The 24,983-nt window shown below is 68.9% G+C and carries 21 protein-coding genes and 1 pseudogene; 12 read left to right on the forward strand and 10 right to left on the reverse strand.

The features are described from left to right. The 7 genes and pseudogenes from ACIBK0_RS43780 to tpg form a co-directional block, all read left to right on the forward strand. Positions 1-481: pseudogene (locus ACIBK0_RS43780) on the forward strand (ISL3 family transposase); the annotation flags it as partial. Positions 482-1,060: 579 nt separating this feature from the next. Then, the gene (locus tag ACIBK0_RS43785) at positions 1,061-2,077 is read left to right on the forward strand and encodes a hypothetical protein (protein WP_399093402.1); all 1,017 of its coding nucleotides are present in this window, start codon (positions 1,061-1,063) and stop codon (positions 2,075-2,077) included. Between the two features lie 138 nt (positions 2,078-2,215). Continuing rightward, positions 2,216-2,812, forward strand: coding sequence for a hypothetical protein (locus ACIBK0_RS43790; protein WP_399093405.1), 597 nt, complete (start codon positions 2,216-2,218; stop codon positions 2,810-2,812). A 423-nt stretch (positions 2,813-3,235) separates the two neighbouring features. Beyond that, on the forward strand, positions 3,236-4,435 hold the full coding sequence (locus ACIBK0_RS43795; protein WP_399093408.1) for an exonuclease SbcCD subunit D: 1,200 nt from the start codon (positions 3,236-3,238) through the stop codon (positions 4,433-4,435). 1 nt (position 4,436) lies between these two features. Further along, the gene (locus ACIBK0_RS43800) at positions 4,437-7,445 is read left to right on the forward strand and encodes an AAA family ATPase (RefSeq protein WP_399093411.1); all 3,009 of its coding nucleotides are present in this window, start codon (positions 4,437-4,439) and stop codon (positions 7,443-7,445) included. 145 nt (positions 7,446-7,590) lie between these two features. After that, positions 7,591-9,867 (forward strand): telomere-associated protein Tap, encoded by a 2,277-nt coding sequence (gene tap, locus ACIBK0_RS43805; RefSeq protein ID WP_399093414.1) that lies wholly within the window; start codon positions 7,591-7,593, stop codon positions 9,865-9,867. 3 nt (positions 9,868-9,870) lie between these two features. Beyond that, on the forward strand, positions 9,871-10,428 hold the full coding sequence (gene tpg / locus ACIBK0_RS43810) for a telomere-protecting terminal protein Tpg (RefSeq protein WP_399093417.1): 558 nt from the start codon (positions 9,871-9,873) through the stop codon (positions 10,426-10,428). Between the two features lie 232 nt (positions 10,429-10,660). Here tpg and ACIBK0_RS43815 read toward each other — a convergent pair whose 3' ends face one another. From ACIBK0_RS43815 to ACIBK0_RS43825, 3 genes are all read right to left on the reverse strand, one after another. Further along, entirely contained in the window at positions 10,661-11,146 is a 486-nt protein-coding gene (locus ACIBK0_RS43815) for a hypothetical protein (RefSeq protein WP_399093420.1), read from the reverse strand. A gap of 93 nt (positions 11,147-11,239) precedes the next feature. Further along, entirely contained in the window at positions 11,240-11,830 is a 591-nt protein-coding gene (locus ACIBK0_RS43820; protein WP_399093423.1) for a hypothetical protein, read from the reverse strand. Continuing rightward, a complete protein-coding gene (locus ACIBK0_RS43825) occupies positions 11,831-12,457 on the reverse strand; it encodes a hypothetical protein (RefSeq protein ID WP_399093426.1) in 627 nt (208 codons plus the stop codon). Positions 12,458-13,273: 816 nt separating this feature from the next. Between ACIBK0_RS43825 and ACIBK0_RS43830 the strand changes: the two genes are divergently transcribed. The 3 genes from ACIBK0_RS43830 to ACIBK0_RS43840 all read left to right on the forward strand — a co-directional run bounded on the left by ACIBK0_RS43830 (position 13,274) and on the right by ACIBK0_RS43840 (position 15,137). Beyond that, a complete protein-coding gene (locus ACIBK0_RS43830; RefSeq protein WP_399093429.1) occupies positions 13,274-13,840 on the forward strand; it encodes an RNA polymerase sigma factor in 567 nt (188 codons plus the stop codon). Beyond that, positions 13,833-14,174: a hypothetical protein gene (locus ACIBK0_RS43835; protein ID WP_399093432.1), complete on the forward strand. Its 342-nt coding sequence runs from the start codon at positions 13,833-13,835 to the stop codon at positions 14,172-14,174. The genes ACIBK0_RS43830 and ACIBK0_RS43835 overlap by 8 nt, the downstream gene beginning before the upstream one ends. Positions 14,175-14,372: 198 nt before the next feature. Beyond that, entirely contained in the window at positions 14,373-15,137 is a 765-nt protein-coding gene (locus ACIBK0_RS43840; RefSeq protein WP_399093435.1) for a hypothetical protein, read from the forward strand. A 168-nt stretch (positions 15,138-15,305) separates the two neighbouring features. Here the strand turns inward: ACIBK0_RS43840 and ACIBK0_RS43845 are convergent, their stop codons facing one another. Beyond that, entirely contained in the window at positions 15,306-15,563 is a 258-nt protein-coding gene (locus tag ACIBK0_RS43845) for a DUF6207 family protein (protein ID WP_399093438.1), read from the reverse strand. On the opposite strand from ACIBK0_RS43845, the gene ACIBK0_RS43850 reads away from it, so the two are divergent. Both ACIBK0_RS43850 and ACIBK0_RS43855 read left to right on the forward strand, forming a co-directional pair. After that, on the forward strand, positions 15,445-16,359 hold the full coding sequence (locus ACIBK0_RS43850) for a ParA family protein (RefSeq protein WP_399093441.1): 915 nt from the start codon (positions 15,445-15,447) through the stop codon (positions 16,357-16,359). The genes ACIBK0_RS43845 and ACIBK0_RS43850 overlap by 119 nt on opposite strands. 139 nt (positions 16,360-16,498) lie before the next feature. Next, positions 16,499-18,400 (forward strand): DUF2637 domain-containing protein, encoded by a 1,902-nt coding sequence (locus tag ACIBK0_RS43855; RefSeq protein WP_399093444.1) that lies wholly within the window; start codon positions 16,499-16,501, stop codon positions 18,398-18,400. 325 nt (positions 18,401-18,725) lie between these two features. Here ACIBK0_RS43855 and ACIBK0_RS43860 read toward each other — a convergent pair whose 3' ends face one another. The 6 genes from ACIBK0_RS43860 to ACIBK0_RS43885 all read right to left on the reverse strand — a co-directional run bounded on the left by ACIBK0_RS43860 (position 18,726) and on the right by ACIBK0_RS43885 (position 24,949). Beyond that, positions 18,726-19,748, reverse strand: coding sequence for a hypothetical protein (locus ACIBK0_RS43860; RefSeq protein WP_399093447.1), 1,023 nt, complete (start codon positions 19,746-19,748; stop codon positions 18,726-18,728). Between the two features lie 234 nt (positions 19,749-19,982). Then, entirely contained in the window at positions 19,983-23,405 is a 3,423-nt protein-coding gene (locus ACIBK0_RS43865; protein ID WP_399093450.1) for a hypothetical protein, read from the reverse strand. Between the two features lie 2 nt (positions 23,406-23,407). Continuing rightward, on the reverse strand, positions 23,408-23,854 hold the full coding sequence (locus ACIBK0_RS43870; protein ID WP_399093453.1) for a pilus assembly protein TadG-related protein: 447 nt from the start codon (positions 23,852-23,854) through the stop codon (positions 23,408-23,410). Next, complete coding sequence (locus ACIBK0_RS43875) at positions 23,854-24,306, reverse strand: TadE family protein (RefSeq protein WP_399093456.1); 453 nt, start codon at positions 24,304-24,306, stop codon at positions 23,854-23,856. The genes ACIBK0_RS43870 and ACIBK0_RS43875 overlap by 1 nt, the downstream gene beginning before the upstream one ends. After that, complete coding sequence (locus ACIBK0_RS43880; RefSeq protein WP_399093458.1) at positions 24,303-24,734, reverse strand: TadE family protein; 432 nt, start codon at positions 24,732-24,734, stop codon at positions 24,303-24,305. The genes ACIBK0_RS43875 and ACIBK0_RS43880 overlap by 4 nt, the downstream gene beginning before the upstream one ends. Next, positions 24,734-24,949 carry a hypothetical protein gene (locus tag ACIBK0_RS43885; RefSeq protein ID WP_399093461.1) on the reverse strand — a complete coding sequence of 72 codons (216 nt, stop codon included), beginning with the start codon at positions 24,947-24,949 and terminating at the stop codon, positions 24,734-24,736. Before ACIBK0_RS43885 ends, ACIBK0_RS43880 begins: the two co-directional genes overlap by 1 nt. Positions 24,950-24,983 lie beyond the last annotated feature (34 nt).

Below are 24,983 nucleotides of genomic sequence, written 5' to 3' on the forward strand. Positions count from 1 at the left end.
CCAACGCTTCCGCCGTCTGCCGGCCGACACCACACCGCCACCACGCCCGCCGGGGGTGCGCAAGGTGACCGGCTGGATCACCCGCAATCCCGACCGCATGAACGACGACCAGCAAAAACTCAAGGCCATTCTGGCACGCTGCCCCGAACTCGAAGCCGCCACCGGACACGTCCGCTCCTTCGCCGCGATGATGGCCATCCGCAGCGCGAGCCGCCTGCCCGAATGGATCGCTGCCGCCCGAGCGGACACCGCCATCGGCCTCCGCGGCTTCGCCGACGGCCTGCTCACCGACCTCGACGCCGTCGTCCTCGGCCTGAGCACGGAATGGAGTTCGGGCTGCGTCGAGGGCAGAGTCACGGACATCAAGTTCCTCAAGCGCCAGATGGGCGGCAGAGCCGGACTCCCGCTACTCCGCAAGCGCGTCCTGCTCGTCGCCGCCGACCGTCGGCAACACAGAGTCACAACCCAGGCAACTCACTGACCGGCTTCACGGAAATCTTGGAAGAGCCTCGTTTCACCCGTTGCTGAGACGCGACAAACGCAATCATCCTGCTCCCCGCACGCGCGGGGATGGTCCCACCCTGAACATCTGCGGCGCCCCGGGCAAGCACTGCTCCCTGCACGCGCGGGGATGGTCCTGCGAAGGTACCGCGAGCGGAACGGCTGCTCCCTGCACGTGCGGGGGAAGGCATGTCATCGAGACAGCTGTGGGATCCTCAACTGCCTGTGGGTGCACTGGAGTTCGGTGTGGTTGTCGGTGGTGGGGGCTAGCGTCGGAGGCGCTGTGATGCGAACTCCTGCCGGCCGGTGCCTGCAGGGCGAACGGGCAAGGGGGGAGGGCCGTGGTTCCTCGACCGACCGGCGGACATCGGGAACGCTCCTTGCCCGTCCTGCGCGCCTTGTCGCTCCCGTCCGTGCCGGACCGGTCGACCGCCCGGACCGGGGGCTGCGGGCCTCCCGCATCGCCCGCCCTGTCCCGCCCTGCCGCTCCGTCGGTATGGGGTAGTCCGCTGGCCCCGGGAACAACGGCGCCCAAGCTTCTGAGACGTAAGGATTCCGATTGACTCTCATCTACGCCTTCCGTGACGAAGACGGTGTGTGGCACGGCGACGTGGACGCCGCCGTCCTCGATCTCGTTCCCGGCGAAGGCACCTTGACCATCCCGGCGCAGGCGCAGGGGCAGGGGAGTGTGTTCGCCGGCCAGGCGCTTCACGTCCTGTATGCGTCCTGCGACCTGGAACCGAGCCAGACTTCTTACCGGCTCGACGGCGGTGACAGTGTGCTGGCGTCCTGGCGCGTACACGAACTGCTGGCTCCCGCCTACCGGCCGGGCGACGCCAGCACCGCCCGGACCCCGTTCCCGGCCCGGCCCGCCATGCGCCCTGCGCCGCAGGCGGTGAGACTGGAGCTCGGCGACACCCACCGGCGCTACAGCCTTTCGGCGGATCCCACCGAAGACGGACGACTGGAGCTGACCGTCCTCATCTGCTCGACCGACGGCGTCATCCACGGCGAACTCACCGGCGAGGTGGACCCGCGCGACCTCGGCGACATCGGCCGCATCGTCACCGCCGCAGCAACCCTGTGCCCCACTCCCGAACCACCCGGCCCGCCACCCCCGACCACTCCTGCCGCGACGCAGGTGAAGGCGACCCGTGCGGGGGCACCGTGGACGCCCGAGGCCGAGCAGTACCTGATCGACGCCCACCGCGCGGGAACGAGCCTGCAGCACATGGCTCTCGAGCTCGGGCGAAGCGAGAACTCCATCCGCTGGAAGCTCCACGGACTCAAACTCGCCCCACACCCCGCCGACCTGGTGCCCTCCCGGCACACCGCGACAGCACCCGAGCCGCCCAAGGCGTACACGGTGGAGGACAAACGCAAGGCCCATCCGAATGCCTACATGCCCTGGACCGACCAGGACGAGCAGTACCTGGCCGCCCGCTGCGCCCAGGGGGCGTCGCTGGCGCAGCTGGCACGGGAGTTCGGCCGCAACGAGGGAGCGATCGCGAGCCGCCTGATGAAGATCGGTGCGGTGGGGCCGGCTGCCGACGCGGCACCAGAGTTCGGCGGCTGACGTCATCGCGGCAGCGACGACTCGGCAGACGTCCGTGGGGAGCGTTCCTTGACCACCCGGAACCCGGTACGGGACGGTCGTGGCGCAACACACCGCCCAGGTGCAGTGACCTGCTGTCCCTCGCCGAAGTCAGCTTCCGTGACTGACGATGCCCCTCCGCACTTCCAAAAGGCACAGACTCAGCTCTGCTTCATCGATGCGATCAGAGGGGATTGGTACGTGAAGCATGTTGCCAAGGACCACCAGTTGGCGCAGGTCTACCTTCAGGCAGCGGTGGCTCAGGCCGCGCTGGGAGAGCTCGACGAAGCCGGACATCGTCTGGGCGCGATCCTGGCTCTGCCGCTCGAGGACCTGCTGGCCATGGCTCATACAGTCGCCGCCTACGTGGACTCGGTCACCATGGTCACCGGCAGCGAGTTCGCCACCGGAAAGCCTGGGGAGAGCGGCGAGACGGAAAGCCTGGACGAGCGGGTGCCGCCCGATCGCGCTCTCACGCTGCGCCTGATGTCGGCCTGGTCGTCCAACGACGCAACCTCGTTCGACGCACTGTTCACCGCGGCGGTGGGCGACAGCATCGGGGCCCTGCACGCGCGGGACCTGTTCGTCTTCGCGCTGGAGGTCACCGAGTACAGAGCCGCTTCGGCAGCGAACCCGCAGGTGATGGTCAAAGCTCTGTGCAAGGCCATGACGAAGCACGGCCCGTCCCACTTGTCGTGGAATCCTCCGCAAGGTTGACACGAACGACTGTCCCGCGCACCCGACCGAGCTCGAGGAGCAGATCCTGCAGTAGCCGAAGCGCTGCGCCTGTCCGGCAGCAAGCACGGTTCCGCCGGCCGGAAGTCCTCCGTAGCGGCACTGCCGCAGGTCGAGCACGCTGGTCACGCTTGACTCCATGCACCTCCCTTTCGGTCCGCCCCGTTCCGGGCGTACGTCGTGGACGGCGCCATGCTGAAGAAGTCCCGGTGGAAGTCTCCGACCAGGCGGTGGGGAGCCACCCATGAGGTCGCTGACTCCCGCAAAACGGCGTTCACCCGGAACCGGCCATACCTCTGCCGTCGAACGGCACAGAGGGCGCACGCTTTTCAGACTTCCATCAATGATCGTGTTTATCAGGAAAACCGCCCGCAGCTACCGTCTCTGTGGTTACGGTCTGTGCTCATGCGGTTTCTGCACACTTCGGACTGGCATCTGGGCCGCCGGTTCCATTCAGAAGACCTGATCCCCGCCCAGGCTGCCTTCCTCGATCAACTGGTCGACACTGCCCGGACCGAGGACGTCGACGCGATCCTTGTCGCAGGAGACGTCTACGACCGGGCCATTCCCAGTCTGGATGCGGTGCGCCTGTTCAACCGCGCTCTGCACCAGCTTGCCGACCTCGATGTGCCGATCATCATGATCAGTGGGAACCACGACTCCGCGCACCGTCTCGGTGTCGGATCCGGCCTTCTCGCCCGTGCCGGCATCCACTTGAGGACCGACCCCGGCACCTGCGACGTTCCGGTCCTCCTCGAAGACGCCGACGGCCCGGTGGCCGTGTACGGCATCCCCTACCTCGAGCCGTCGATGGTCCGCGACCGCCTGGATGCCGAAGCCGTCTCCCACCGCGCGGTACTGACCGCAGCCCTGGACCGTATCCACGCCGACCTCACCAACCATCAGCCGGCCGGCACCCGGTCCGTGGTCCTCGCACACGCCTTCGTCACTCCCGGCACCGGGCAGCCCGAAGAACGCGATGAGAGCGAGGAGTCCACCAGCGAACGCGAAATCGCCGTGGGCGGTGTCGCCCACGTGGGCGCCGACGTATTTGACGGGATCGACTACGTGGCCCTGGGCCACCTCCACGGCCCCCAGCGCGTCAGTGACCGCATCCACTACAGCGGCTCCCCGCTGGCCTACTCCTTCTCCGAAGCCCGCCACACCAAGTCGATCACCCTGGTCGACCTCGCCGCCGACGCCGTTCCCGCCCTCACTCGGCGGGCCTGCCCTGTGCCCCTGCGTCTGGAGCGCGTGACCGGCTTCATGGAAGACCTCCTGACCAACCCCGACCACGAACCGCTGAAGGACGCCTGGCTCGAGGTCACCCTCACCGACACCGCCCTGCCCTTCGAGGCCATGGCCCGCCTGCGCCGCCGCTTCCCCCACACCGCCAGCCTCAAGCACGAGCCCGTCCTCATCCCCGCCCAGGCCACGAACATCCCGACCTACAGCGAACGCATCCGCGGCCGCGGCGACCTGGACATCACCAGCGACTTCATCAACAGCATGCGCGGCACCGCCCCCACCCCAGACGAACACCACCTGCTCCAGCAGGCCGTCGAAGCATCCCGCCTGAACGAGCAGCAGAAGGAAACCGTCTGACATGCGCCTGCACAGCCTGACCCTGCAGGCTTTCGGACCCTTCGCCGGCACCCACACCATCGACTTCGACTCCCTGTCCGCCGACGGTCTGTTCCTCCTGCACGGCGACACCGGAGCGGGCAAGAGCACCGTCTTCGCCGCGATCTGCTTCGCCCTCTACGGCAAACCACCGGGCGACCGCGACCTGCTGCTGCGCAGCCACCACGCTCCCGCCAGTCTCCTGACCGAAGTCACCCTCGAGGTCACCCTCGCAGGCCGCCGCCTGCGCATCGACCGGATCCCCGCCCAGATGCGTCCCAAGCGATCCGGTGAAGGAGAGACCTCCCAGAAGGCAGAAACCCGCCTCAGCGAATGGGCCGTCGACGCCGATGGCAAAGGCCACTGGGAACCTTCCAGCAAGTCCCACCAAGAGGCCGCCCTCGAGGTCACCGACCTGCTGGGCATGAGCCGGGACCAGTTCTGCCAGGTCGTCCTGTTGCCGCAGAACGACTTCACCAAATTCCTCCACGCCGACGCCCACGGCCGCAGGGAACTCCTCGGCAAACTCTTCCGCACCGGCCGCTTCTCCTTCATCGAGCGCTGGCTCAACGACCACAGCCGCACCACCGAGAAGAACCGCGAGGCCGCCCGCGCCGACGTGCTGCGCCTGGCCGAACGCATCCACCAGGCCGCCGGACCCGACCTGACAACCCAGTACACGCCGCCCACGCCCGAGGACCCGCACACCCTCACCGAGCCCGCCCGCGCCTGGGCCCAGGACCTGATCCGCGCCGGCCACACCGACCACGCCCAGGCAATCCAGGCAGCCACAACGGCCAGGGAGAATCTGGCCGGACAGCAGAGCCTCGAAGCCGCGGCCCGCGAACTCCACCAGCAGCAAGCCACCTACACCAGCGCCCGGCAGCAGTTCGACCTGCTGCAGGAACAGGCCCCGCACCAGGACGCGCTGGTTCAGCGCCGCGACCGGGCCCGCCGTGCGCAGCAGGCCGCACCGTTGCTGCACGCTGCAGGCACTGCTGCAGACGACCACGCCCGTGCCCAGAGTGCTGAACGCACCGCCCGCGAGCACCTGTTGCCCGAACACAAGGACCTGGACGCCGGCCGGCTGGAATCCGCCGAGCAGCGTCTTCGCGCCGACGCGGGCGCTCTGAGCGCCCTGGTCCCCGAAGAAGACACCGTCCGTCGGCTGACCACCGAGCTGGAGCGCACCGACGCCGAACGGCAGGATTTCGCCGCCCAGCAGCACACCGCCCAGGAGTGGCTCGAAGCAGAACCCACCTGTCGCAGCGCCCTGGAAACCCGGCGGGAGGCCGCCCGTCAGGCCGAGGAGGAAGGCCGCCGCCACCACAGCGCCCTGGACAGCCTCCAGACCCGCCTGGAAGCCGCCGGTCGCCGCGACACCCATCTGGCCAAGGTCGCCGCGGCGGAACAGCAGCTGACCGATGCACAAACCCTCGTCGGCCAGAGTGGCCAGGCCTACCTCACCATCCGCCGCCGGCGCACCGACGGTATGGCCGCCGAACTCGCCGCCACCCTGACCGACGGCACCCCCTGCCCGGTCTGCGGATCCTGCACCCACCCGGCGCCCGCCGCCGCCCAGGACGGGCAGCCCACACGCCAGGACGAACAGGACGCGGAAGCCCTCCACGAACAGGCCAAGACCGCACAGGAAGCAGCCGCAGCCGTGCTGCACGGCCTTCGCGAACAGGCTGCCGCCGCCACCGGTGAAGCCGGTGACACCCCACTGGCCGACCTCAAGGCCCAGCACACCACGCTCACCGCCGAGTTGACCGATGCCCTGGACCGCGCCGCCGACCAGGGCACCGTCCAAGAAGAACTCCTGGCGCTGGACGGCGAGCACACCGCCCAGACCCGCCAACACAGCAGCGCCACGGCCGGCCTGTCCGCCCGCAACGCCCACTACGACACCCTCACCCAGCAGCTCACCGAGCTGACGGCCAAGCTCACCGTAGCCCGCGGTACCCATCCCACCGTCGCCGCCCACGCCGACGCACTCACCCACACCGCCGACCGCCTCAAACAAGCCGCCGAGGCCTCCCGCAGTCTCGCCGCCGCCGTCCAGACCCTCACCCAGCGCACCGAACAGGCCACCCTCGCCGCCAAGAACCAGGGCTTCGACAGCCTCGACCTTGCCCAGCAGGCCCTGATCGGCGAGGAAGACCTGCGCGCCATCGAAGAAGAGATCACCCAGTGGCGCGAGGCCTGCGCCGCGCACACCGCAGTCCTCGACAATCCCGAACTTAAGCAGGCCGCCGCACAGCCTCCCGCCGACCTCGACGCCGCCACGGCCGCACGGGCTGCCGCGGATGACCAGCATGTTGAGGCAGCCGCCGCCGCCAGCGCCGCTCACACCCGCAGCCAGGACCTCACCGCCCTGGCAACCGACCTCGAGGCCGCCATCGACCGCCTGGAACCGCTCGAGCAGGCTCACCTCACCGCCCGGCACCTGGCCGAGCTCGTCACCGGCAACTCAACCAGCGCCCGGGTGCGCATGCAGCTGGAGTCCTACGTCCTGGCGGCCCGTCTGGAAGAAGTCGTCATCGCCGCCAACACGCGCCAGCACCTCATGTCCGAGGGCCGCTACACCCTCTCCCACTCCGACCACCAGGCCGCCCGCGGCGCCCGCTCCGGCCTCGGCCTTCAGATCACCGACGCCTGGACCGGCCGGCCCCGCAAGACCGACACCCTCTCCGGCGGAGAGTCCTTCTTCGCCTCCCTGTCCCTCGCCCTCGGGCTGGCCGACGTCGTCACCCACGAAGCCGGCGGCAACCCCCTGGACACCCTCTTCATCGACGAAGGCTTCGGCACCCTCGACGAGGACACCCTTCACAAGGTCCTCGACGTCCTGGACTCCTTGCGCGCCCACGACCGCACCGTCGGCGTCATCAGCCATGTCCCTGAACTGCGCCGCCGCATCACCCACCGCCTCCACGTCCGCAAAGAACCCACCGGCTCCACCCTCGCCCACCTGAGCGAAGCCGCCGAATAGCCGGACCCTGGCGGGACGGGGCGCATCCCGCCCCGTCCCGCCGACAGGCCCGACCGGCCCCACCTGTGAGTGGGCGGTGCGCCACAGCGTGAAGGGTTAAGTGGAGGGCTAAATTCGGCAGTTAATTCCTGTTAGGGTCGTGGGTATGCCGACCGAGGAAGAGCTGTTTGAGGCGGTAGACGCACTGTTGGAGGGCGAGCCGCAGCTGCCGCCCCCCGAGGAGCGGGCCCGGTTGCGTGAGGCGGCCGGTGTGACGCAGGCCCGTCTTGCGCAGGCGTTGAAATCGTCGACGCAGACGGTGAAGAACTGGGAGAACGGACGGTCCGAGCCGCGCCCGCCGCGCCTACAGGCGTATCTGCGGCTGTTGGAGGGCTGGGCGGAGAAGTACCCGGCCCCCGGCGGGAACGAGGCCGGCCCTTCCGCGGTTATGGCGGCCGCGGTCCCGGAAGCGTTCGCTGCGGCTGCGGCTGCGGCTGCGGCCGTGCCGGACCGTAGGGCCCAGATGCCGACCGCGCCCTCGGTTGAGGCCGCGGATCAGGCTGGGGCCGGTGCACCCCCCGGGCCCGCGGCCACGGCCAGGGGCGCGGCGCGGACGTCGTTGCGGCGCCCGGCAACGAAGGCGGCGGCCCCTGGCGATCCGCGGTTCGTCAGCGGGCCGTTGGCGGTGTTGGACGGGGATGGTACGGCGTACTGCTTGGGCGGGGTGCTGCTGGAGTGCCCGGCGACGACGATCCCGCAGCTGGTGGACTGGGTGCTGGGGGAGTCCGGGATCGGCGCGCCACGGCTGAACAAGAACGGCAAGGACTCCGATCCGCTGATCGTGCTCACCGAGACGGCGGCCGTGAAATTCGGGTTGCCCGCACGGCTGGAGGGCCCGGAAGCCCGCCGCAGCCTGCGGCTGCCGCCGGATCACCCGGTCGTCAAGCAGATCATGAAGGCTAAGTGGCAGCTCACCCAGCGCGGCTTCGGCCCGTGGCCGCGGATCTACCGCCCCGCCAAGGACGGCCGCCGGCAGTGTGTGCAGTTGGCGATCCTGCCCTGGGATGCCCTGGACAGCCGAGCCTGGGGTGACGCCGCTACCCTGCACCCCGCTGATGTGGCCCGGGTGTTGGGCGTGTATGCGTCCCGGGTCATCACCCCGCGCGGCTCAACAGCCGTGTCCGGGCTGGAGTTGATGGCCGCGACGCGGCCGCCGACCCGTGCGGTGAAGGACGCCGCGACGGGGGAGTGGGTGTCTGGCCCGATGCCGGGGGCGCTCACCGAGCCGGTCGACCCGGCCCCGCCCGAGGCCCCGCTCGAGCACCCCGCCGCCCAGGGCTGGGAGGGCGGTTTCCTGGACGAAGAGGCCTACCAGTGGGTGCGCGACCCCGACTTGCTCACCGGTGAGGAATGCGCGCTGCGCTACGCGGTCGGCCTCGACATCAACACCGCCTTCCTGGCCGCCGCCGCCCGGTTGGCGGTCGGCTTGAGCGAGCCGGTCCACGTCACGACCCCGGTCTTTGACAGGAAGATTCCCGGCAGCTGGCTCGTGGACCTCTCCCACCTCGAGCTGGACCCGCGCCTGCCCTCGCCGTTCACCCCGTCCGGGCAGCGCCCCGAGGGGCCGGCCTGGTACGCCACCCCGACCCTCGCGTACGCCGTCGAACTCGGCTGCGAGGTCCGCCCGATCGAGGCCTTTGTGCGCCGTGAGAGCGGCGCCTTCCTGGACCCGTGGCACGACCGGCTCAAGGACGCCTATCTGGCGACGACCGCCGACATGGGTATCCCTGTGGAGAGGGACGTCGACGAGACGGTGTTCCTGACCGCGATGGCGCTACACAAGACGTACGCCGCCGCCCACGACAGCGACCTCGCAGCGCTGCGCAGCGCGCTGCGTGAACTCGCCGCCGAACGTGCCGACATGGCGTATCTGGCCGAGGCGGGCGAGGAGGACCTGCGGGCGGCGATCCGCCGGCACCGGCAGGGCGCGATGGTCCTCTCGGCCATCAAGTCGACCGTCAAGGGCGGTATCGGCAAGCTCCGCGAGCGTCCGCAGGGCCGCCACTACACCGAAGGTGAGCGCTGGCCCGCGCTTCAGCGCCCGACCTGGCGGCCGGACATCCGGGCCGCGGTCATCGCCAAGGCGCGGGTGAACATGCACCGCAAGATGGCCAAGCTCGCGACGCTCACCGGCCGTTACCCGCTCGCGGTGCTGTCCGACTGCGTCGTCTACGCCAGCCCAGGCCCCTCCCCGCTCGACTTCCTCCCGCCCGATGCTGACGGCAAGCCCGTGTTCGGCACCTTTCGCCTGGGCGCCACCCCGGGCCTGGCGAAGGTGGAGGGCGTCCAGGAGATGGTGTGGGCGGTCGACCTGATGGAGCAGGGCTACAACCCGGCCCGCCACATCAAGGGCGGCGACGCCGTCATGGACGAGGGGGAGTGAGCGGTGGGCGACATCGACGACGCTTTGGAGCGCGCCGGCTACGAGAGGGTCACCAAGCAGCCGCCCAAGACGCCGGCCGCGCGGATGCGGCTGCTCGTCAAGGCGGAGAAGGGCTCCACCAAGGCGGTGGCCCAGCGCCTGGGCGTCTCCCAGCGCCAGGTGGAGCGCTACCTCGCCGGAAAGGCGAAGCACCCCCGCCCGGCCCTGCGGGACGCGCTCGCCCGCGAGATTGCCAAGGTGTGGCAGCCCCGCGTGCGGCAGCAGGCCCGCAAGAAGGCCGCCACCAGCACCGGCATCACCATCGAGACCCGGGCCCGGTTCGGCTACACCGCTCCCGTCGGCACGACCGACGACCCCCGGATGCGGCGCCTGACGGTCCACCTCCCCGCCGCGTACGCGGGCCGCCTCTTCGAGGCCCAGCAACAAGGCGCCGACGACGCTCAACTTCGCGAAATCGTCGCCGAAGGCCTGCAGGAAATCTATTTCAAGGACAACGGCCGCCGCGCCGACCATCTCGCAGTCGAGCTCACCGAAATCGACTACATCGACGTCTCGTTCTGACGAGGAGTGGAAATGCCCGAAGGCTTAACCGAAGAGCGCCTGTAGCCCCGCGGTCCGGACGAACCGACGGCGTACCGTGAGGCGACGGATTCGCCGGCAGGAGGCGGCAAGAGCACAGCCTGCGCCCGCGCCCGCCCGGATTCGCGGTAACCGCGGCGACCGAAGACGGCGACCGTAGAGCCGGGTGGTTCATCGTGGGATCCGTCGCCTCTTGTCCATGGGCGGGCCCGTCTCAGTCGTCCGACTTCTTGCGCAGCTTGTGGCAGGCCCCCGCGGCGGCGATGGCCACGCCGGTGAACACGGCCCACGGGACGGCGTCGACGGCCGGCCCCGTGAAGAGCCGGAAGGTTCCCCTGGTGAGGAAGAACGCCCCCAGCAGCCCCAGGAGCGCCGCGACGGTGTCCGCGATGCGGCGCCGGTACTTCGCGCGCCGTGCAGTGAGCGCCTTCTCCACCGCGGCATCCAGCTCCGTGCCGGGTGAAGCAGACTTTTCTGCGGTGTCGTCCTTCTCACCGGCCGCCGGGATCTCGATGTCCATGCCGGACTTGATCGCCGCGGCGTGCCCGCAGGCGTAAGTGGCCGGGTGCTCCGGCTGTGCCGCCTTCTTCTTCCTGTACGCCGGCGCGGACGTCTGCGCGCGGCGGACGCAGGCCTTGGACGTGCACGATTTCCCTGCTGAACCTGCCCGTTGCTGACACCGCGTGCAACGCTTGGACATGGGTGCTGCCCTTCGAAGCGATTCGGGGGAGTGGTACCGGACGGAGGGCCGCCGGACTTCTGGCCTCAGAAACCGAGCCCGGCGGCCCTCTTCTCATGCCCTCAGTGGGCCGCGGCTGGCTGCATTGCCGCGCCGGCCAGACATGTACCGGGCGCAGGCGACGGCGGTCAGCAGCAGGACGAAGACGGCGAAGCTCACCGATGCCATGCACAGGGCTGCTGCGACACTGAGCGCCACAAGCCACGTGATGACGAGCCGGCTGCCGCCCCCGAACTGGGGGACGTGTGTCGGATAGGCGAATTGATCAGGTGTGGTTGAGGGGTGTGCCCAGGTCTCCCGCGAAGGGACATCGTCCACGGGAGACGGGGTGTAGGGGCCGGGGCCTGTGGGAGTCGGATACGGTCCGCTCCTGGCCAAGCAGGGGCTGAACTGGCCGACCGTATACGGCTCCTGAGCGATGGAGCTCAGCCTCCGTCCTAGGTGTTCGTCGGCCGAGTGCTCGCGGGCGGCCCGGTGGGCAGCCCGCTCCTCCACTTCCTGGCGGATCTCCAGGTAGAGCGCCATGTTGGCGGAACGCCGTTCCTCGAGCGTGGTCGGACCGGCCGGGTACACGATCTGCCTGGCGCCGCCGGTGCGGAGGAACACCCGCACGAGCGCGCGAAGCAGCGCGTAGATCGATTCCATTCAGTGCATCCCATCTTCCGGTTCATTTCCGTGGAGGCTGAACATCAGCTCCTCCACCGAGACGCCGCCACCTTCCAGCCTCTTGATCGCGCGGTTGTTCCTCGTGCGGATCGTGTTGGCGCAGACCTTGCCGAAGTCCTTGAACTTCGTCAGGACTCGTGCGCTCTCCGAACTGGTCATCCGGCACACGGTCATGCACAGAAACGCCCGCCGGTACCGCCACGGCAGCTCGTCGACCTGCTTCGACCAGGACCTGAGTTCAGCGTCCTCGGTGAAGAAGATCTCCTGAAGGGACACCCAGTCGACGTCCGTGGGGAGGGTCGGGTCGATCTGTCCCACCAGGTTCGTCGCGATGTCCACGAGCTTGTCGAGGGCGACCCCGTCGTCCCTGCCGTCGGCATCCGCCTCGATCTCGGGCAGCCCCAGCTTGAGTGCCTCCTGAGCGATCGTGGTGTAATCGGCGCGGGGACGCGGAAGGGCACGGAAGGTGTCCTGGACCACTACATGGAGGTAGTTCACCGCCAGGTAGTCGCGATACTTCGTCGATTCGGATTCCCCGGGGTCGGGGGCCGGCCCCGGTTCCTCGACCGCCATATCCGCGCGCGAGTCGGTCTCGTCCCTGCCCATGGACGAGCCTGATTCGTCGTCGCCGAGTGGCGACGGTACGCGGTTGTTGATCATCGAGGCCCTCTCGGCGAACGTGCTGGGCGCGGTTCAGCGCCTCGGTGCAGGAGCCGAGTTGCTCCAGCTGCCACTCAGGGTGGAGCACGTTCCGAAGAGGTGTTTCAAATCAACAATCTGTCAAGTTAACGTGACATCAAGCCACTTGGGCTATGTGATCACTCTTGACCGATCTTGCCCCACGGTCATTCCTGAGACTTCATCAGGCTAGCCCGCTGTGTCCGGAGCCGTTTCATTCCGGCGCAGCACAGCATTTGCGCACCTCGCACACGACCGCATGGCGCAGTGGCCGCCGCCTGCGCACCCGGCTCGGACGATGCCCGGGCCGGGTGCTCCTCCTTGACCGCGCGGCGCCGGCAGCGCCGGACAGACCGCAGACAAAGAGGCGTTGCTCAAGTTGGTGCCGGTCCGAGCGTGCAGCCGGCGACCCGCCCCTGCGCCCCAGGCTTCCTCGAACCCGGGAGACCGATCAAGGCCGACCGGACGATGGATGGGTGAGAGGACAGCGGGGGATCGGCCTGAAACCGAAGAGGCAGGAGGAGGTGTGATGACTCAGAACATATGGATCATCTTTGCTGTAGTGGGCGGTCCGCTCACTGTCTTGGCTCACGCGGTGGCCGGACGTATCCGCCAGCACAGCGCGGAATACGGGCCACGCAGCATCATTCGATCCCTCAGCGGTGCTGAGACCTGGCAGGCAGAGCTCCGACGTTCCCGGTTCGGCCACTCGACCTGGAAGATCCGCAAAGGGGACGTCTCACGATGACCGATCCCACCGACCCGCCCGGCGAAGAGCGCCGGCGGGCTGCGAAGCAGCTTGTGGAAGGGTGTTATCGCCAGTGGCTGATTGACGCAAGGAAGTATGTGGGCAGTCAGCTCCGCGATCTGGACGACGCAGACGATCTTGTTCAAGAGGCGTTCCTCGCTCTCTTCAAGCGGGCCACCATGCTGGGCGTGGCAGCGATCCCCTCACCCCCGGAGGAAGCCCGGAAGTACTTCTGGGGAATCATGAGGAATCTGCTCAGGAACAAGTACCGCGACAGCCCCAGGCGCCCGAAACCGGTGGAACTTGACGCAGAGGGCCAGCCGGGCGAGCCGGACCCGGTTGCCGACGCCGTCTGCAAAGCCGCTGAACTCGCAGAGCTGCGAGCCCGAATCCGGGCGCTACCACGTGATCAGCGTGCGGTCATGGCACTGCAGTATGACGGTTCGACCAACCCGGAGATCGCTGAGCAACTCGCGATCAGCGTGCTCAGGGTCGGAGACCTCAGGAAGATGGCCGGGAGGAAGCTGCGCAAGCAAATGAGTGAGGGAGGCCACGATGCGTGAGCACAACGGGCGCCTGGAGTCTGGGTCGGGGAATCCGGAGCGAACTGGCAAGCCCGAACAGGCCACCGAGCTGACGCGGCACCTCCGGGAGAGCAACCAGATCAGTTACGTCTTTCAGGAGAAGACGCAGAGGCTGTCCAAGGAATCCTCCTGTGGCCTGTCGGACAAGGTGACCGGATCGGTGGCCGAGAGGATCCGCGAGCTCCAGGAAGTCAGGAAGATCCGCGAGTGGGCAGAGAACTGCGACCCCGAGGAAGGGCTCCGTGATCTGTGGAGGCGAGAGGCTGCTCAGAGTGCTCCGCCGCCGTCTTCGCAAGACAAGGGCAAGAACTGATTGTGACACCACTCGGCGGGACACCATCCGACGCCAGGTTCAACCGCATAGTTGGGCAGCTCTACCATTGCCTGCAGTGAGGGGAACTGTTCGACGAATAAACCGCGTTCCTCTCACTTTTTGCGGAGGCAGCTTGACGCCAAGGTCCGTGAGATGTCTGGGCAGAGGAGCGGCTGGCGTCAGTGGGGGAGGGAGATCGTGATCGTGGGGGGTCAGTGGCCGGGAGCCGTCGAACGACTTGCGCAGCAACTCGACGAAGCCCAGGCGGCTGACCGGCGCGAGATAGAGGCGAAGACGGCCGCGAGCCGCCGGAGTCCGAGCCGCGCCGGCCTTGAACCCGCCGAGTATCAGCGCCAACTGCGCGCCTACGTACAGACCCGCGAGTACAAGGCGGCGGACCATGCCATCAGGGTCGCGGTGGCTGTGATGAAGGCGCAGGATGCTGTCCTGCTGTGTTCGGCTCGCAGGCTGCTTGTCCGGCGCGCGGACGGCCGGCGGCCGCCCCGCCGGTTGCCGCAGGCGCGGGTACTGCCGGGTGGTTACGTGCCCGAGTGGTGGATGAGCGGCATCAACGCCTCGTACGCGGGCATCTGGTGGGCGATCCCGTCCCCCGGGCCGGAGCTCCGGCTCGGCAGTGCGGATGACCCGCTGGTTCAGGAGGTCGCCAAGCAGGCGCGGCTGCTGCAGGCCAGTCGCGTGGGCTACCGCAAGCGTGACGCCCTGTACGAGGCATACGTCCCAGGCGAGCAACCCGACCAAGCCCAGCCGGTGCCACCCCTGCGAGGCCTGAGCCACGGGCAGAACCGACAGATCAACCTCATGTTCGGCCGCGGCCGCGGCATCCGCGTCCAGCCCGGCCGAGACGAGGAGTTCGACCAGCTGCATACCGACTACTTTGCCGTCTGGGAACGATCCCGCGCGTACGCGGCCGCCGTGCTCGCCCTGCTGCGGGCCCGCGTGTAGCCCCGCACCGACCCCGTCCCCGTCCCCGTCACGAGCCGCACCATCCTGCGCTGACTTACCCCAGAGGGCGAGCGCGTTAAAGGTGGGTGTGGCACCGTGGACGCAGGCCTGGTCCGTCACTCCCCCCGTGGTGGTGGACCAGGCCTCACTGCGTGCTGGAGGACTCAGTTAAGGCCGTGGCGGGCCGAGGGGGAGAGCCTGCCGGAGGTCGGCATACAGGCGGATCCGTACACCGGGCTGGCCCGGGTCCCCCATGGCGCGGTCGGCGGTCGGGCACATCTGGGCGCCCCAGTTCTGGAAGGCAAACATGGTCTCGTCGTCCCAGGCCCGCCACACCGATGATGAGCAGGACGGGTTCGGCCACATGCATTTCTTGGATCGGTTCCACATCTGTCTGTACGCGCTCGGCTGCGAGGCCTGCGTCATCGGCATGGACAAGCAGCGCGACGTGTCCCGCCTGCTCGGGTACGACGACCCCGACGGAGACGAGGATCTGCCCACTCTGTACTACGTGGTGGACAAGCTCGTCACGTTGGCGGAGGCGGTCGCACCCGCCCGGGACAGCAGAACGAAGGAGCCGATCCCGAACCTGTGGGTCGTGCTCGAGTCGAAGAAGCTCGACACCCTGGAGTTCAAGCTCGCCGGTGAAACCGCACGGGAGCTCTGGCTGTACCGAATGATCGCCGAACTGCGGGGGCACTTCGACGTCATCATCATCGACTGCCCGGGTGACGTGAAGTTTGCCGCGATAGGAGCAATCATCGCCGGGGACGAGGTCGTCGGCTGTACCAAGTCCCAGGAGAAGGAAGCCCGCGGCCTCACTGAACTCGAAGACAAGATCGCCGAAGTCGCGGACGTGTACGGCCACACAGGCATGCCTACAGGCATCGACTGGGTGGTAATCGGCGAAGGCGTCAAGAACAAGCCCCCAAGGCAAGGTCTACATCGACATGGAAGACCAACTCCGGTAGGCGTACGGCGACATCGTCTTGGAGACAGCCCGCGACGATGTGCGGGTACCCGAGGTCTACACGGCGGGTCAGCCCGTGACTCTCTACAGCTCGAAGACTCAGGCCGCCGTGGCCTACGCGAAGATCGGCCGACAGATGAAGCCCTACCGATGAGGGCTTTACGTCGTAAAGACCTCATCGACTACCCCCGGAGCCCTCTCGTTTTGGGGTCCCCTCTTTACGGCGTAAAGAGGGTGAGCTCCCGCAGCTGACACTGGTGCGTATCAAGCACGCAAGTGATCACTTTTCGCGGACGATCCGCGACAAGCGGACCCGAAGAGTCACAACCTGCGGCGCATCGTGGGAGTGTGAGATCTGCTCAGTTGTGCGGCTCAGATGGGGGAGTGGGACGTGAGTACGGGGAGCGGCGAAATACCCCGCCCGGCCCGGGGAAACCGGATCCTGCTGACTCGGACACACCGGATTCTCATCGGCGTGGTCGTCGCCGGTGCGGTCATCATCGCCGGTATCGGCTTCGCGGGCTCGTACGCCGCCGTCCGCGAACTTGCCGTCAAGAAGGGCTTCGGGAACTTCGCGTACGTCTTCCCGATCGGCATCGACGCGGGCATCTGCGTCCTGCTCGCCCTGGACCTGCTCCTGACCTGGATCAGGATTCCCTTCCCGCTCCTGCGTCAGACGGCATGGCTGCTGACGGCGGCGACGATCGCGTTCAACGGCGCGGCTGCCTGGCCGGATCCGCTGGGTGTCGGCATGCACGCCGTGATCCCGGTGCTGTTCGTCGTCTCGGTCGAGGCGGCCCGGCACGCGATCGGCCGGATCGCGGACATCACCGCCGACAAGCACATGGAGGGCGTCCGCCTCACCCGCTGGCTACTCTCCCCGGTCCCCACCTTCCTTCTGTGGCGCCGCATGAAGCTGTGGGAACTGCGCTCCTACGAGCAGGTGATCAAGCTGGAGCAGGAGCGCCTGGTCTACCAGGCCCGGCTGCGCTCCCGCTTCGGCCGCGCGTGGCGGCGCAAGGCCCCGGTCGAGGCCATGATACCGCTGCGTCTGGCCCGGTACGGCGTCCCCCTCGCCGAGACAGCGCCCGCCGGCCTGGCCGCCGCCGGCATCGACGAGCCACCGATCCAGTTCACCGTCGAGCGGCCCCCGGTTCCGGCCCAGAGACAGAGCCCCGTACTGTCCACCGCGGACCAGGAGAGGGAACGGGCCCAGCCCGGGAGCGCCGAGCCGCACCCCGTGCGGCAGGACCCGCTCGCAGAACTGGACCAGTCTCGCGGCCCGCAGGGGGCGGACGAGCAGAGCGCCGGGCGTCTCACCGACGCCTACCACGGCTGGCTCGCCAACTTCGAGTCCGAGCCCACGCCCGCTCAGTTCGCCTTCTGGCTCCGGGACGAGTACGGCATCTCCACCGCAGCCGGCGGCCCCCTGACCGACGCGCAGTTGGAGCCCCTCCTGCGGGTCCTGAAGCAGCGCTACGGCCTGCCGATCGGATCCGAGACAGCCTCCGATGATCCGCAGCAGGCGGTCGATGAACTGTCGTGGGACGACTACTTCTACAACGCCTGGCTCACCTACGCGCAGCAGTACGGTGCCTACCCCGACGCTGACGCCCTCGCTGCGTATGTGTACGAGCGGGACGGCGTCGCGGGCGCTGACGGCCAGCCCTTCACGGGCGAGGAGCTGGCGGCCTTCGTCGCGAGCTTCCAGGAGCGCGAGTTCGGCGACGCTGAACCTCCCCTCGACGAAGCGACTGCAGGTCCCCGCGAGCAGAGGGCTGATGAGCCTCTTGCGACAAAGGGGGGTCCTCAATCGGTGCCCGCCGACGCAGGAGCGCACGCAGCCAAGGAGAAGCGAGCCCGCCGGGTGAACGCTGCCATCGAAGAGCAACAGCCGCCGCAGAGTCCTGCTGAGGGCGGCGGCCTCACCGTCGTCGACCGGTACTACCTCGCGTGGATGGACTACCAGACACAGCACGGCGACGAACCCACCGCCGAGCAACTGTCCGCCTACCTCGCGCAGAAGGGTATGCATGGCCGCGGTGGAAAGCCGGTCAGCCCGTCCACCCTGCGCCGCTACTTCCTGCCCTCCCGTGTCTACAACATCTGGGCCGAGCACCGGATGCGCAGCGACGAACCGTCACCGGACGCCATCGCGCAGGAGTGCGCTGCCCGCGGGATCACCGCCCAATACAACAAGCCCATCACCACCGACTACATCACCGAGCAGGCCGACGACTTCGAGCGGCGCCGGCTGGCCCTCATCCGCTACCACGCGGACGCGCAGCAGTGAGACGGCGCCCCAAGCCCATCGTGCATCGGGGATCCCATCAGCCCCAACAGTCTGCGTAGTCAGCAAATCCCCTGATCAGACGAACGCGCAGTCGGCTTGATCAGTGCGCAGCCGTGCGTACAGCGCTCCTGCGCATTGTGTATCCCAGCCCGCGCACGAACCAGGAGGAGCCATGCGAGCACGGCGCATCGAACCCGACACCACCGTCACGGAACTCGAGCTGGCCGTTCGGGTGGCGTCGATGGACGAGCACCCGAACGGCAGCGGAGGCCACTTCAGGCGGCCGATGCGGGAATGGCTGAGACCGCCTCGGATCGGCTGTATCTCAGCGCGAGTCCACCATCTTGTAGTCCATGACGGTCACCTTGGGCTTGCCCTTCGGGGAGAGCTCGGCCAGGCCCTGGCCTTGAAAGGTATCCGTGATCACGGTCCTCTTCGCCGGGTTGTAGACCGCTTCTTCCTTGTTGGGGCCCATCTGGTAGGAGCCCATGTACGCCGGCTTGAGCATCGACTCCTGGGTGTGCGCGGTCGGGAAAGCAGCGAGCACGCCGCCGTCGGCCAGCTCCAACCCATAGACCTTCGGATACGCGGGTTTGGCGGCGAAGAAGTTCTTGGTGGACCAGCGGGCCTCGGCTCCCTTGCCGCGGTTGTCGTAGAGGCTCAGTGAGCCCTTGGAGGTCTTCGTCGGGGTCAGCTGCTTTCCTTCTTTCTTGCCGCCGGTCTCGAACAAGTCCTCGTAGGCGGTGCTGAGCTTGTTCGGGGCGAGCGTTCCGACGTGCTGGGACGGGTTGGCAACCGAGGCGAGCCCGTACCGGTCGACGGCGATCGCGGGTATCGGCGCTTCGTCGGCCCAGAGAGCGAACACCATCTTGTACGTTCCGGCGACCTTGTCGAAGATCATGAGGACGTCCTGCTTGCTGTTGAAGGACGCCGTGGCCTTGACGGCGAACCAGGTGGCAGTGCCGGCTGCGGGACGGTAGTAGGAGCGCTTCTTGTAGTGGAACGGCGCTCCATACGCCTTGCGATCCTTGGCCGACCAGGTCGTGAACAGCGTGTAATCCGCCTTGGAACCCTCGTGGACCTGCCCGGCCTCGACTGTGGCCAGCAGCTTCTCATCCCGGGTCTTGTTGGCCTCGTTGTTGATCTTCTCGTAGTTGTCGACCACCTTCGTGGCGGTCTCCTTTGTCACCACGCCCTGCGGGGTGCGGCTCACGCTCGGGGTGGGGGTGCCGGCCGCGCCTGTGTCCGAGCCTGTGCCGCACGCGGTGAGGGTGATCGCCGTGGTCACCCCGATGGCGAGCACGGTGAGCCGGCGCAGGCGGTGGGCCGGGGTTATGGATTGGGTCATGCGGTGGTGTCACTCCCTTGTGAAAACGGTGTGTTGTGGGGGGATGGGATGGTCTGGGTGGCGCGCGAGATGCACCGCGGGGTGTCGACGGCGACCGTGGCGGAGATGGAGGTGCAGGAGTTTTGGTGTTCGCTTCTCTCTCGCCGCGGCCGATCCTGTCGTTGATCACCGGCGGCCGTGGCCGACTGCCGCCGAAGCTCCTAAGGCCTGTCATGTCGTTTCTGCCGCAGCTTCTTAGAGCGCCCTGCGGAGCGCCGAACCTGAGCCGTTGAGCAGGTCAGTGATCAGCTGCTGGGTCTCCAGCTCCACGTCGCAGTCCAACGCCCGGTTGATTTGCTGGACGCGCGTGATCGCGGTGTGCAGCCCCTGCCGGTTCCCTGCCGCGTGTTCGATGCGCATCCAGTCCCGGTACAACAGCTCCGCCGTGTCGTCCACGTCGAGACCGGTCGCGACGGCCTGGCGGGCCGCGTTGAGGTCGTGGTGCGGGCCCGCGGGGGTGCGGTAGGTGCTCACGGTGTGCGCCACGTCGATGATGCGCGTGTTCATCTCCTGCTGGTGGGGCTCGGCCCAGGGCAGCGGCTTGCCTCCGAACGGGCGGCCCTGCACCAGAGCGAGCGCCTTCTCCAGATCCGTCAGGCCGGCCGGGCCCAGCGGCAGGGCGCGCTCGACGAGCTGAAGGAAGCGGGTCCAGTCGCAGCGCACGCCGGGGGAGAGCTTGTAGGGGTCCTCGCCGGAGCTGCGGCGAGGCACGTAGGGGCTGCCGGCGGGATCGCTGCCCAGGGAGCGACGCAGGCCCTGCAGCCGGGCGTTGAGGGTGCTCGACGACCACGGGCTGACGGGATCCATGTCGGAGCACAGGACGTCCGCGCTTCGCCCGGGCCGGAAATACAACAACGCGGCGAGCTGCGCCATCCGCGGGCCGTGGCCGGTGCTGGCCACGCCGGTCACCTCTACCGGGCCCAGGACCCGGATCTCCGGCGCGTGCAGGTCATGAGCCTCGCACTCATCCGCCTCCGCCACCTTGCCTTCCTCGACGGTGCTCTCGTCGTCAGCCTCGGCAGCCGCCGGGGCTGACGCAACTTCCGGGGCTGGGGGCAGCGTCGTTTCGGTGTCCGGGTCGTGTTCTGCCTCGGCCTGAGTCGATGCCATGGCGGCGGGCAGCGGGCGCAGTCCGGCCGGATCGGTGGTGGCGGCGAGCAGGGCCGGGAAGACCTCACCGCTCGCTGACGGCGTCAACGAGAGGCTCGTGGCTGCGTCGGTCGTGGGCGCGGCGGTCTCTTCCGGCGCGGTCTGCTCGGGTTGCTGCACGCTGTCGGGCTCGTCCGGGACGTCCTCCCAGGGGCCCTCGGCCGGGTGGGGCGGCTGCCCGGACACCTTCAGGGCCGTGGTGATCTGAAGGTAAGCGGCGTGCTCCAGGCGCTGCACCGTGATGTCGGCGCCGGCGTAGTCGAGGTGCTGCGGCTCGCTGAGTGAGGCGTTGAGGATCTGCGCCTCGGGGAAGTGCGCGGCCGCCGTACTCGCCGGGGCGATGAGCGTGACGGGAACCGTCCCGGCCTTGTCGATGACGTCGGCGAACTCCCAGGCCGTGTCCGCGTCCAGAGAAGACGCGCACAGCAACAGGTAGGGCTGGTGACTGGTCTCGGGCATCTGGTGTGCTTCCAGCAGCCGCTCGCTCAGATCGCGCAGCGCGTGCGTGGCCTGCCGCATGTGGGCGATCCGGGAGGTGGGCAGCAGCTGCGGCAGGTCCTCGCCGAACCCGATCGTGACGACCTCGACTTCGCTCGCCCACGGGCTCATCCCGAGCTCCAGAGCGAGCGAGGTGCACACCTCGGTGATGTGGACCGGGTTGCCGTCCAGCAGCACGGCAGGCACCTGGGCGAGGTTGAGCAGCAGGAGGTCACCCGCTTCGGTGCTGCCGATCGTGACCAGCCCCGGATACGGCGCCGGTATCTCGCGGGCGGCCTCCTGGTCCAAGACAGCGGCGTCGGCGGGCAGGATCCACCATCCGGCCTGCCCGGACACGAAGGGTGCCTGCGGCTCCTGGGCGAGGTCCTCGGGCAGCACCTCGAGCGCGCGGGCACCGATCCGCGCGGCCCGCAGCTGAGGCAAGTCCCCCTCGCCCTCCTGAGCCACCTCATGGCCCAGGGTCCGCAACGCCGCGTCCAGGCGGGCCGCGCCGCCCGGCTCGGCGGCCGCCGCCAACTGCGCCTCCGCTGCGGACGTCTCCGACGCAATCGCGATCTTCTCGCCCGGCTTGCGGCGACGGCGCTGCAGCAGCCGGCGCAGCGCGAGCGCTCCGGTGATCGCGGCGGCCAGGAGCGCGCCGGCGCCGAGGACGGTACGCAGCTGCAGTGTGCTGCCCGCCGCAGGCGAGGCGGGCTCCTGGGTGACCGTAGCGGTGGGGGAGGGGGCATCGGACGCGGACGGCTCGGCGGACGCCGATGCGGAGGCGCTCGCGCTGGGGCGCGGCGTCGCGGTTCCGACCCCCCTTTCCTGGCCGGGCTGTTGGGTGGGGCGTCTGGTCGATGTGCTGGGCGCGGAGGTCTCCGGTGCGGGCACGGTGGACTGACTTGGCGTGGGAGCCTGCGTGTCTGCGTGGTCCTCGCCCGGCTTCTGCCTGCCGTCTGGATCGCCGGTACTCGGCGGGGTGTGCGGCTTGCTGCTCGACTCGTCGTCGTGGCTGTCGTCCTGCGGCCGATCGTGCCGCTCTGGCTGCGCGTCGGGCACGGTGACCTGCTGCCCGGCGTAGATCACATCAGGGTTGGTGATTGTCGGCAGGCCGTCCGGCTGTGGCTGGCCCTGGCTGGCTTTGAACAGCTCGGGCCACTGATTGCCGTCACCGAACTCCTCCTCGGCGATCTTTGACAGGTAGTCGCCCGAATGCACCGTGACGACGTGCTTGCTCACGTCGGCGGCGGCAGGGGCGCCGTCACTCAGTTGTGTACGCACGCCTCCCGCCGACACGACGGTGGCCGGCATCTCCAGCTGCCAGCCCGGCTGCAGAAAGCTGTTGGCCCGAAAGGTCTGCCCGTCGGCCATGGTGCGGCCCTCGTTCAGTGTCGCGATCTCCCGCCACCGCTCACCGTCGCCCAACTGCCGCTCGGCGATGCTCCACAGACTCTCCGCCGGCCTCATCTCCCGCACCGTGTAAGTGGACTTCGGTGCGCCGGCGGTGGAGGACGCGGCCTGATGGGTCTCGGTGGTCTGCGGAGCTTGAGCCTGTGAGGGCAGGCGGGTCGCGCTGGCGGCCGGTGCGGCCTGGGCGGGGGAGGCCAGGGCGGAGCTCGTGGGCAGCAGCACCAGGATGCTGCCGATCAGCGCGGCCGCCGCGCGCTGGGAAGCGCCCAGTCCGTGCGGCGCGTGCCACGTCCGTCCGCGCAGCTGCGCCACCAACTCGCGCAGGGAGCAGAAGGCGAACTGGGCCCAGCCGATCCAGCCGACGGCGATGAGCAGCACCAGGAAAGAGGCTCCGGTGTCCTGCCGGTCCAGCAGATGCAGCAGGTCGTCGTGGCCGGCGGCCCACACCACGGGGGTGGCCCAGGCAAGCAGCACAGGCAGCCCGGCGACCGCGCCGGCCAGGACGAGCAGGCTCAACACGGCCCGCGACAGGTTGCGAAGAGTGCGGCCGGCCGCGGCTGGGGCTTGTTTGGTGCGCATCTTCAGGGCCCTTCGGGGACGGTGACGCCGTGCAGGAGGGTGGCCGTGCCGTGGCCGGTCACCGACAGGGAGCCGATCCCGGCCACGGACAGGAATTTCGTGTCGTAGGAGCCCGTGGTGGTGACGGTCAGCGTCTTGCCGTCCGCGGACACCGCCACCGTGCCCGCCATGTGGGCGGAGCGCAGGTAGGCCTGCGCGGCGGCCTGGGCGGCCTGCGAATCGACGGTGATGGCGTTGCCGGGCACGGCCTGGGCGGGGTCGATGGCCTGTCCGCCGGCGCGGGCGGCTTCGGTGGCGATGAAGTCGGCGCGTTCGGTGGCGCGCATCTTGCCGCCGCCGTCGACGGCCACGCCGATGATGCCGAGCAGCGCGACGACGCAGATGGCGACGAAGACGGTGACGCCGCCGCGGTCGTCCACATGGCCGGCGAAGGGCCGGGGTGTGCGCATCAGTTGTCTCGCTGCCGGTACTGGTCCACGACCGAGGTGGCCGTCGATTCCAATGTGCGGGCTCCTGGAGCGCCGGGAAGCAGCAGGTCGGAGAGGTTGACCGTGCAGGTGACGGTGACCGTCACGGTGGCGACCTGGCCGACCGGTACGTTCAGCCCGCTCGCGTTGATGTTCACGTTGCGGCTGGCGCACTTGAGGCCCTGGTCGTCGAGGGATTCCGCGGCCGCAGTGGACGCGGCGTCCTGGGCGGCGGCCGCGGTGCGGTGGATGGATGCCTCGCGGGCCGCGTCCTCGGCTGCAGCGTCGATCTTCGCGCCGGACGTGGCGAGCCGGCCGCCGGCGATGGCCAGGCACAGGAACATCAGCAGGCACGGGACAATGATGGCGGCCTCGATCGCGGCACTCCCACGATCGCGCGGCCCCGAACGCACCCTGCTCAGCACGGACTTCACTGCTCTCCTGGGACGGTCCAGCGCTCCACAGCGCCAGAAGCCGACTGCGTGACCCTCAGGCCCGGAACACCGGGCAGCATCGACTGCGCGATCCCCGACACCTGGATCCGCACCCGCTGGCCGTTGCTCCCGGCCGTGGAGACGCCCGCGCCGCGCAGGCTGTCGCCCGCCGTGCGGCCCAGCACTTCCTGCGCGCGGGCCGCTCCGTCGGCGGGGGAGGCCTGGTAGGAGCGGGCGGCGGCCAGGCCCTCACGTGCGGCGGTCAGCGCGATCTGCCGCGCGTAGTACCACATGGAGGCCTGGATCACGGCGATCGTGGCGAGCAGCACGAACGGGTAGACGATCGCCATCTGGATCGACGCATCCCCCCGGTCGTCGTGCCACCGGCGCCCCTTCCACCAAGCCTTGAGCCGGGCCGTGCGCTGCATCAGATGCCGGCCAGGTTGCCGTTGTACTTGGCGATGACCACGGCGATCGTCCCGGCGATCACCAGGGCGCCGGTGACGGCGGCCACCCAGATGATGACCGTGGTGATGCTGATGTCGCCCCGGTCCGGGCGCCTGGCAGCTTCCTTCAGCCCGTCTTCCAGGCGCGTGGTCAGCCGGCGCACGGCGCGGTAGGAACGGGCGGCGGTGTACTTCATGAGGGGTGCTCCTCCACAGAGTTGGGAATCCAGA

The organism is Streptomyces sp. NPDC050564, assembly GCF_044457265.1.
GTDB lineage: Bacteria > Actinomycetota > Actinomycetes > Streptomycetales > Streptomycetaceae > Streptomyces.

Bases quoted from the DNA above. Each gene is read 5' to 3' on its own strand.
- ACIBK0_RS43845 (WP_399093438.1), bottom strand. From the start codon at position 15,563: ATGACGCAGGCCTCGCAGCCGAGCGCGTACAGACAGATGTGGAACCGA.
- ACIBK0_RS43870 (WP_399093453.1), bottom strand. From the start codon at position 23,854: ATGCGCACACCCCGGCCCTTCGCCGGCCATGTGGACGACCGCGGCGGC.
- ACIBK0_RS43830 (WP_399093429.1), top strand. From the start codon at position 13,274: ATGACCGATCCCACCGACCCGCCCGGCGAAGAGCGCCGGCGGGCTGCG.
- ACIBK0_RS43820 (WP_399093423.1), bottom strand. From the start codon at position 11,830: ATGGAATCGATCTACGCGCTGCTTCGCGCGCTCGTGCGGGTGTTCCTC.
- ACIBK0_RS43885 (WP_399093461.1), bottom strand. From the start codon at position 24,949: ATGAAGTACACCGCCGCCCGTTCCTACCGCGCCGTGCGCCGGCTGACC.
- ACIBK0_RS43860 (WP_399093447.1), bottom strand. From the start codon at position 19,748: ATGACCCAATCCATAACCCCGGCCCACCGCCTGCGCCGGCTCACCGTG.
- ACIBK0_RS43880 (WP_399093458.1), bottom strand. From the start codon at position 24,734: ATGCAGCGCACGGCCCGGCTCAAGGCTTGGTGGAAGGGGCGCCGGTGG.
- ACIBK0_RS43835 (WP_399093432.1), top strand. From the start codon at position 13,833: ATGCGTGAGCACAACGGGCGCCTGGAGTCTGGGTCGGGGAATCCGGAG.
- ACIBK0_RS43800 (WP_399093411.1), top strand. From the start codon at position 4,437: ATGCGCCTGCACAGCCTGACCCTGCAGGCTTTCGGACCCTTCGCCGGC.
- ACIBK0_RS43850 (WP_399093441.1), top strand. From the start codon at position 15,445: ATGGTCTCGTCGTCCCAGGCCCGCCACACCGATGATGAGCAGGACGGG.
- ACIBK0_RS43795 (WP_399093408.1), top strand. From the start codon at position 3,236: ATGCGGTTTCTGCACACTTCGGACTGGCATCTGGGCCGCCGGTTCCAT.
- ACIBK0_RS43865 (WP_399093450.1), bottom strand. From the start codon at position 23,405: ATGCGCACCAAACAAGCCCCAGCCGCGGCCGGCCGCACTCTTCGCAAC.
- ACIBK0_RS43815 (WP_399093420.1), bottom strand. From the start codon at position 11,146: ATGTCCAAGCGTTGCACGCGGTGTCAGCAACGGGCAGGTTCAGCAGGG.
- ACIBK0_RS43825 (WP_399093426.1), bottom strand. From the start codon at position 12,457: ATGGGCAGGGACGAGACCGACTCGCGCGCGGATATGGCGGTCGAGGAA.
- tap (WP_399093414.1), top strand. From the start codon at position 7,591: ATGCCGACCGAGGAAGAGCTGTTTGAGGCGGTAGACGCACTGTTGGAG.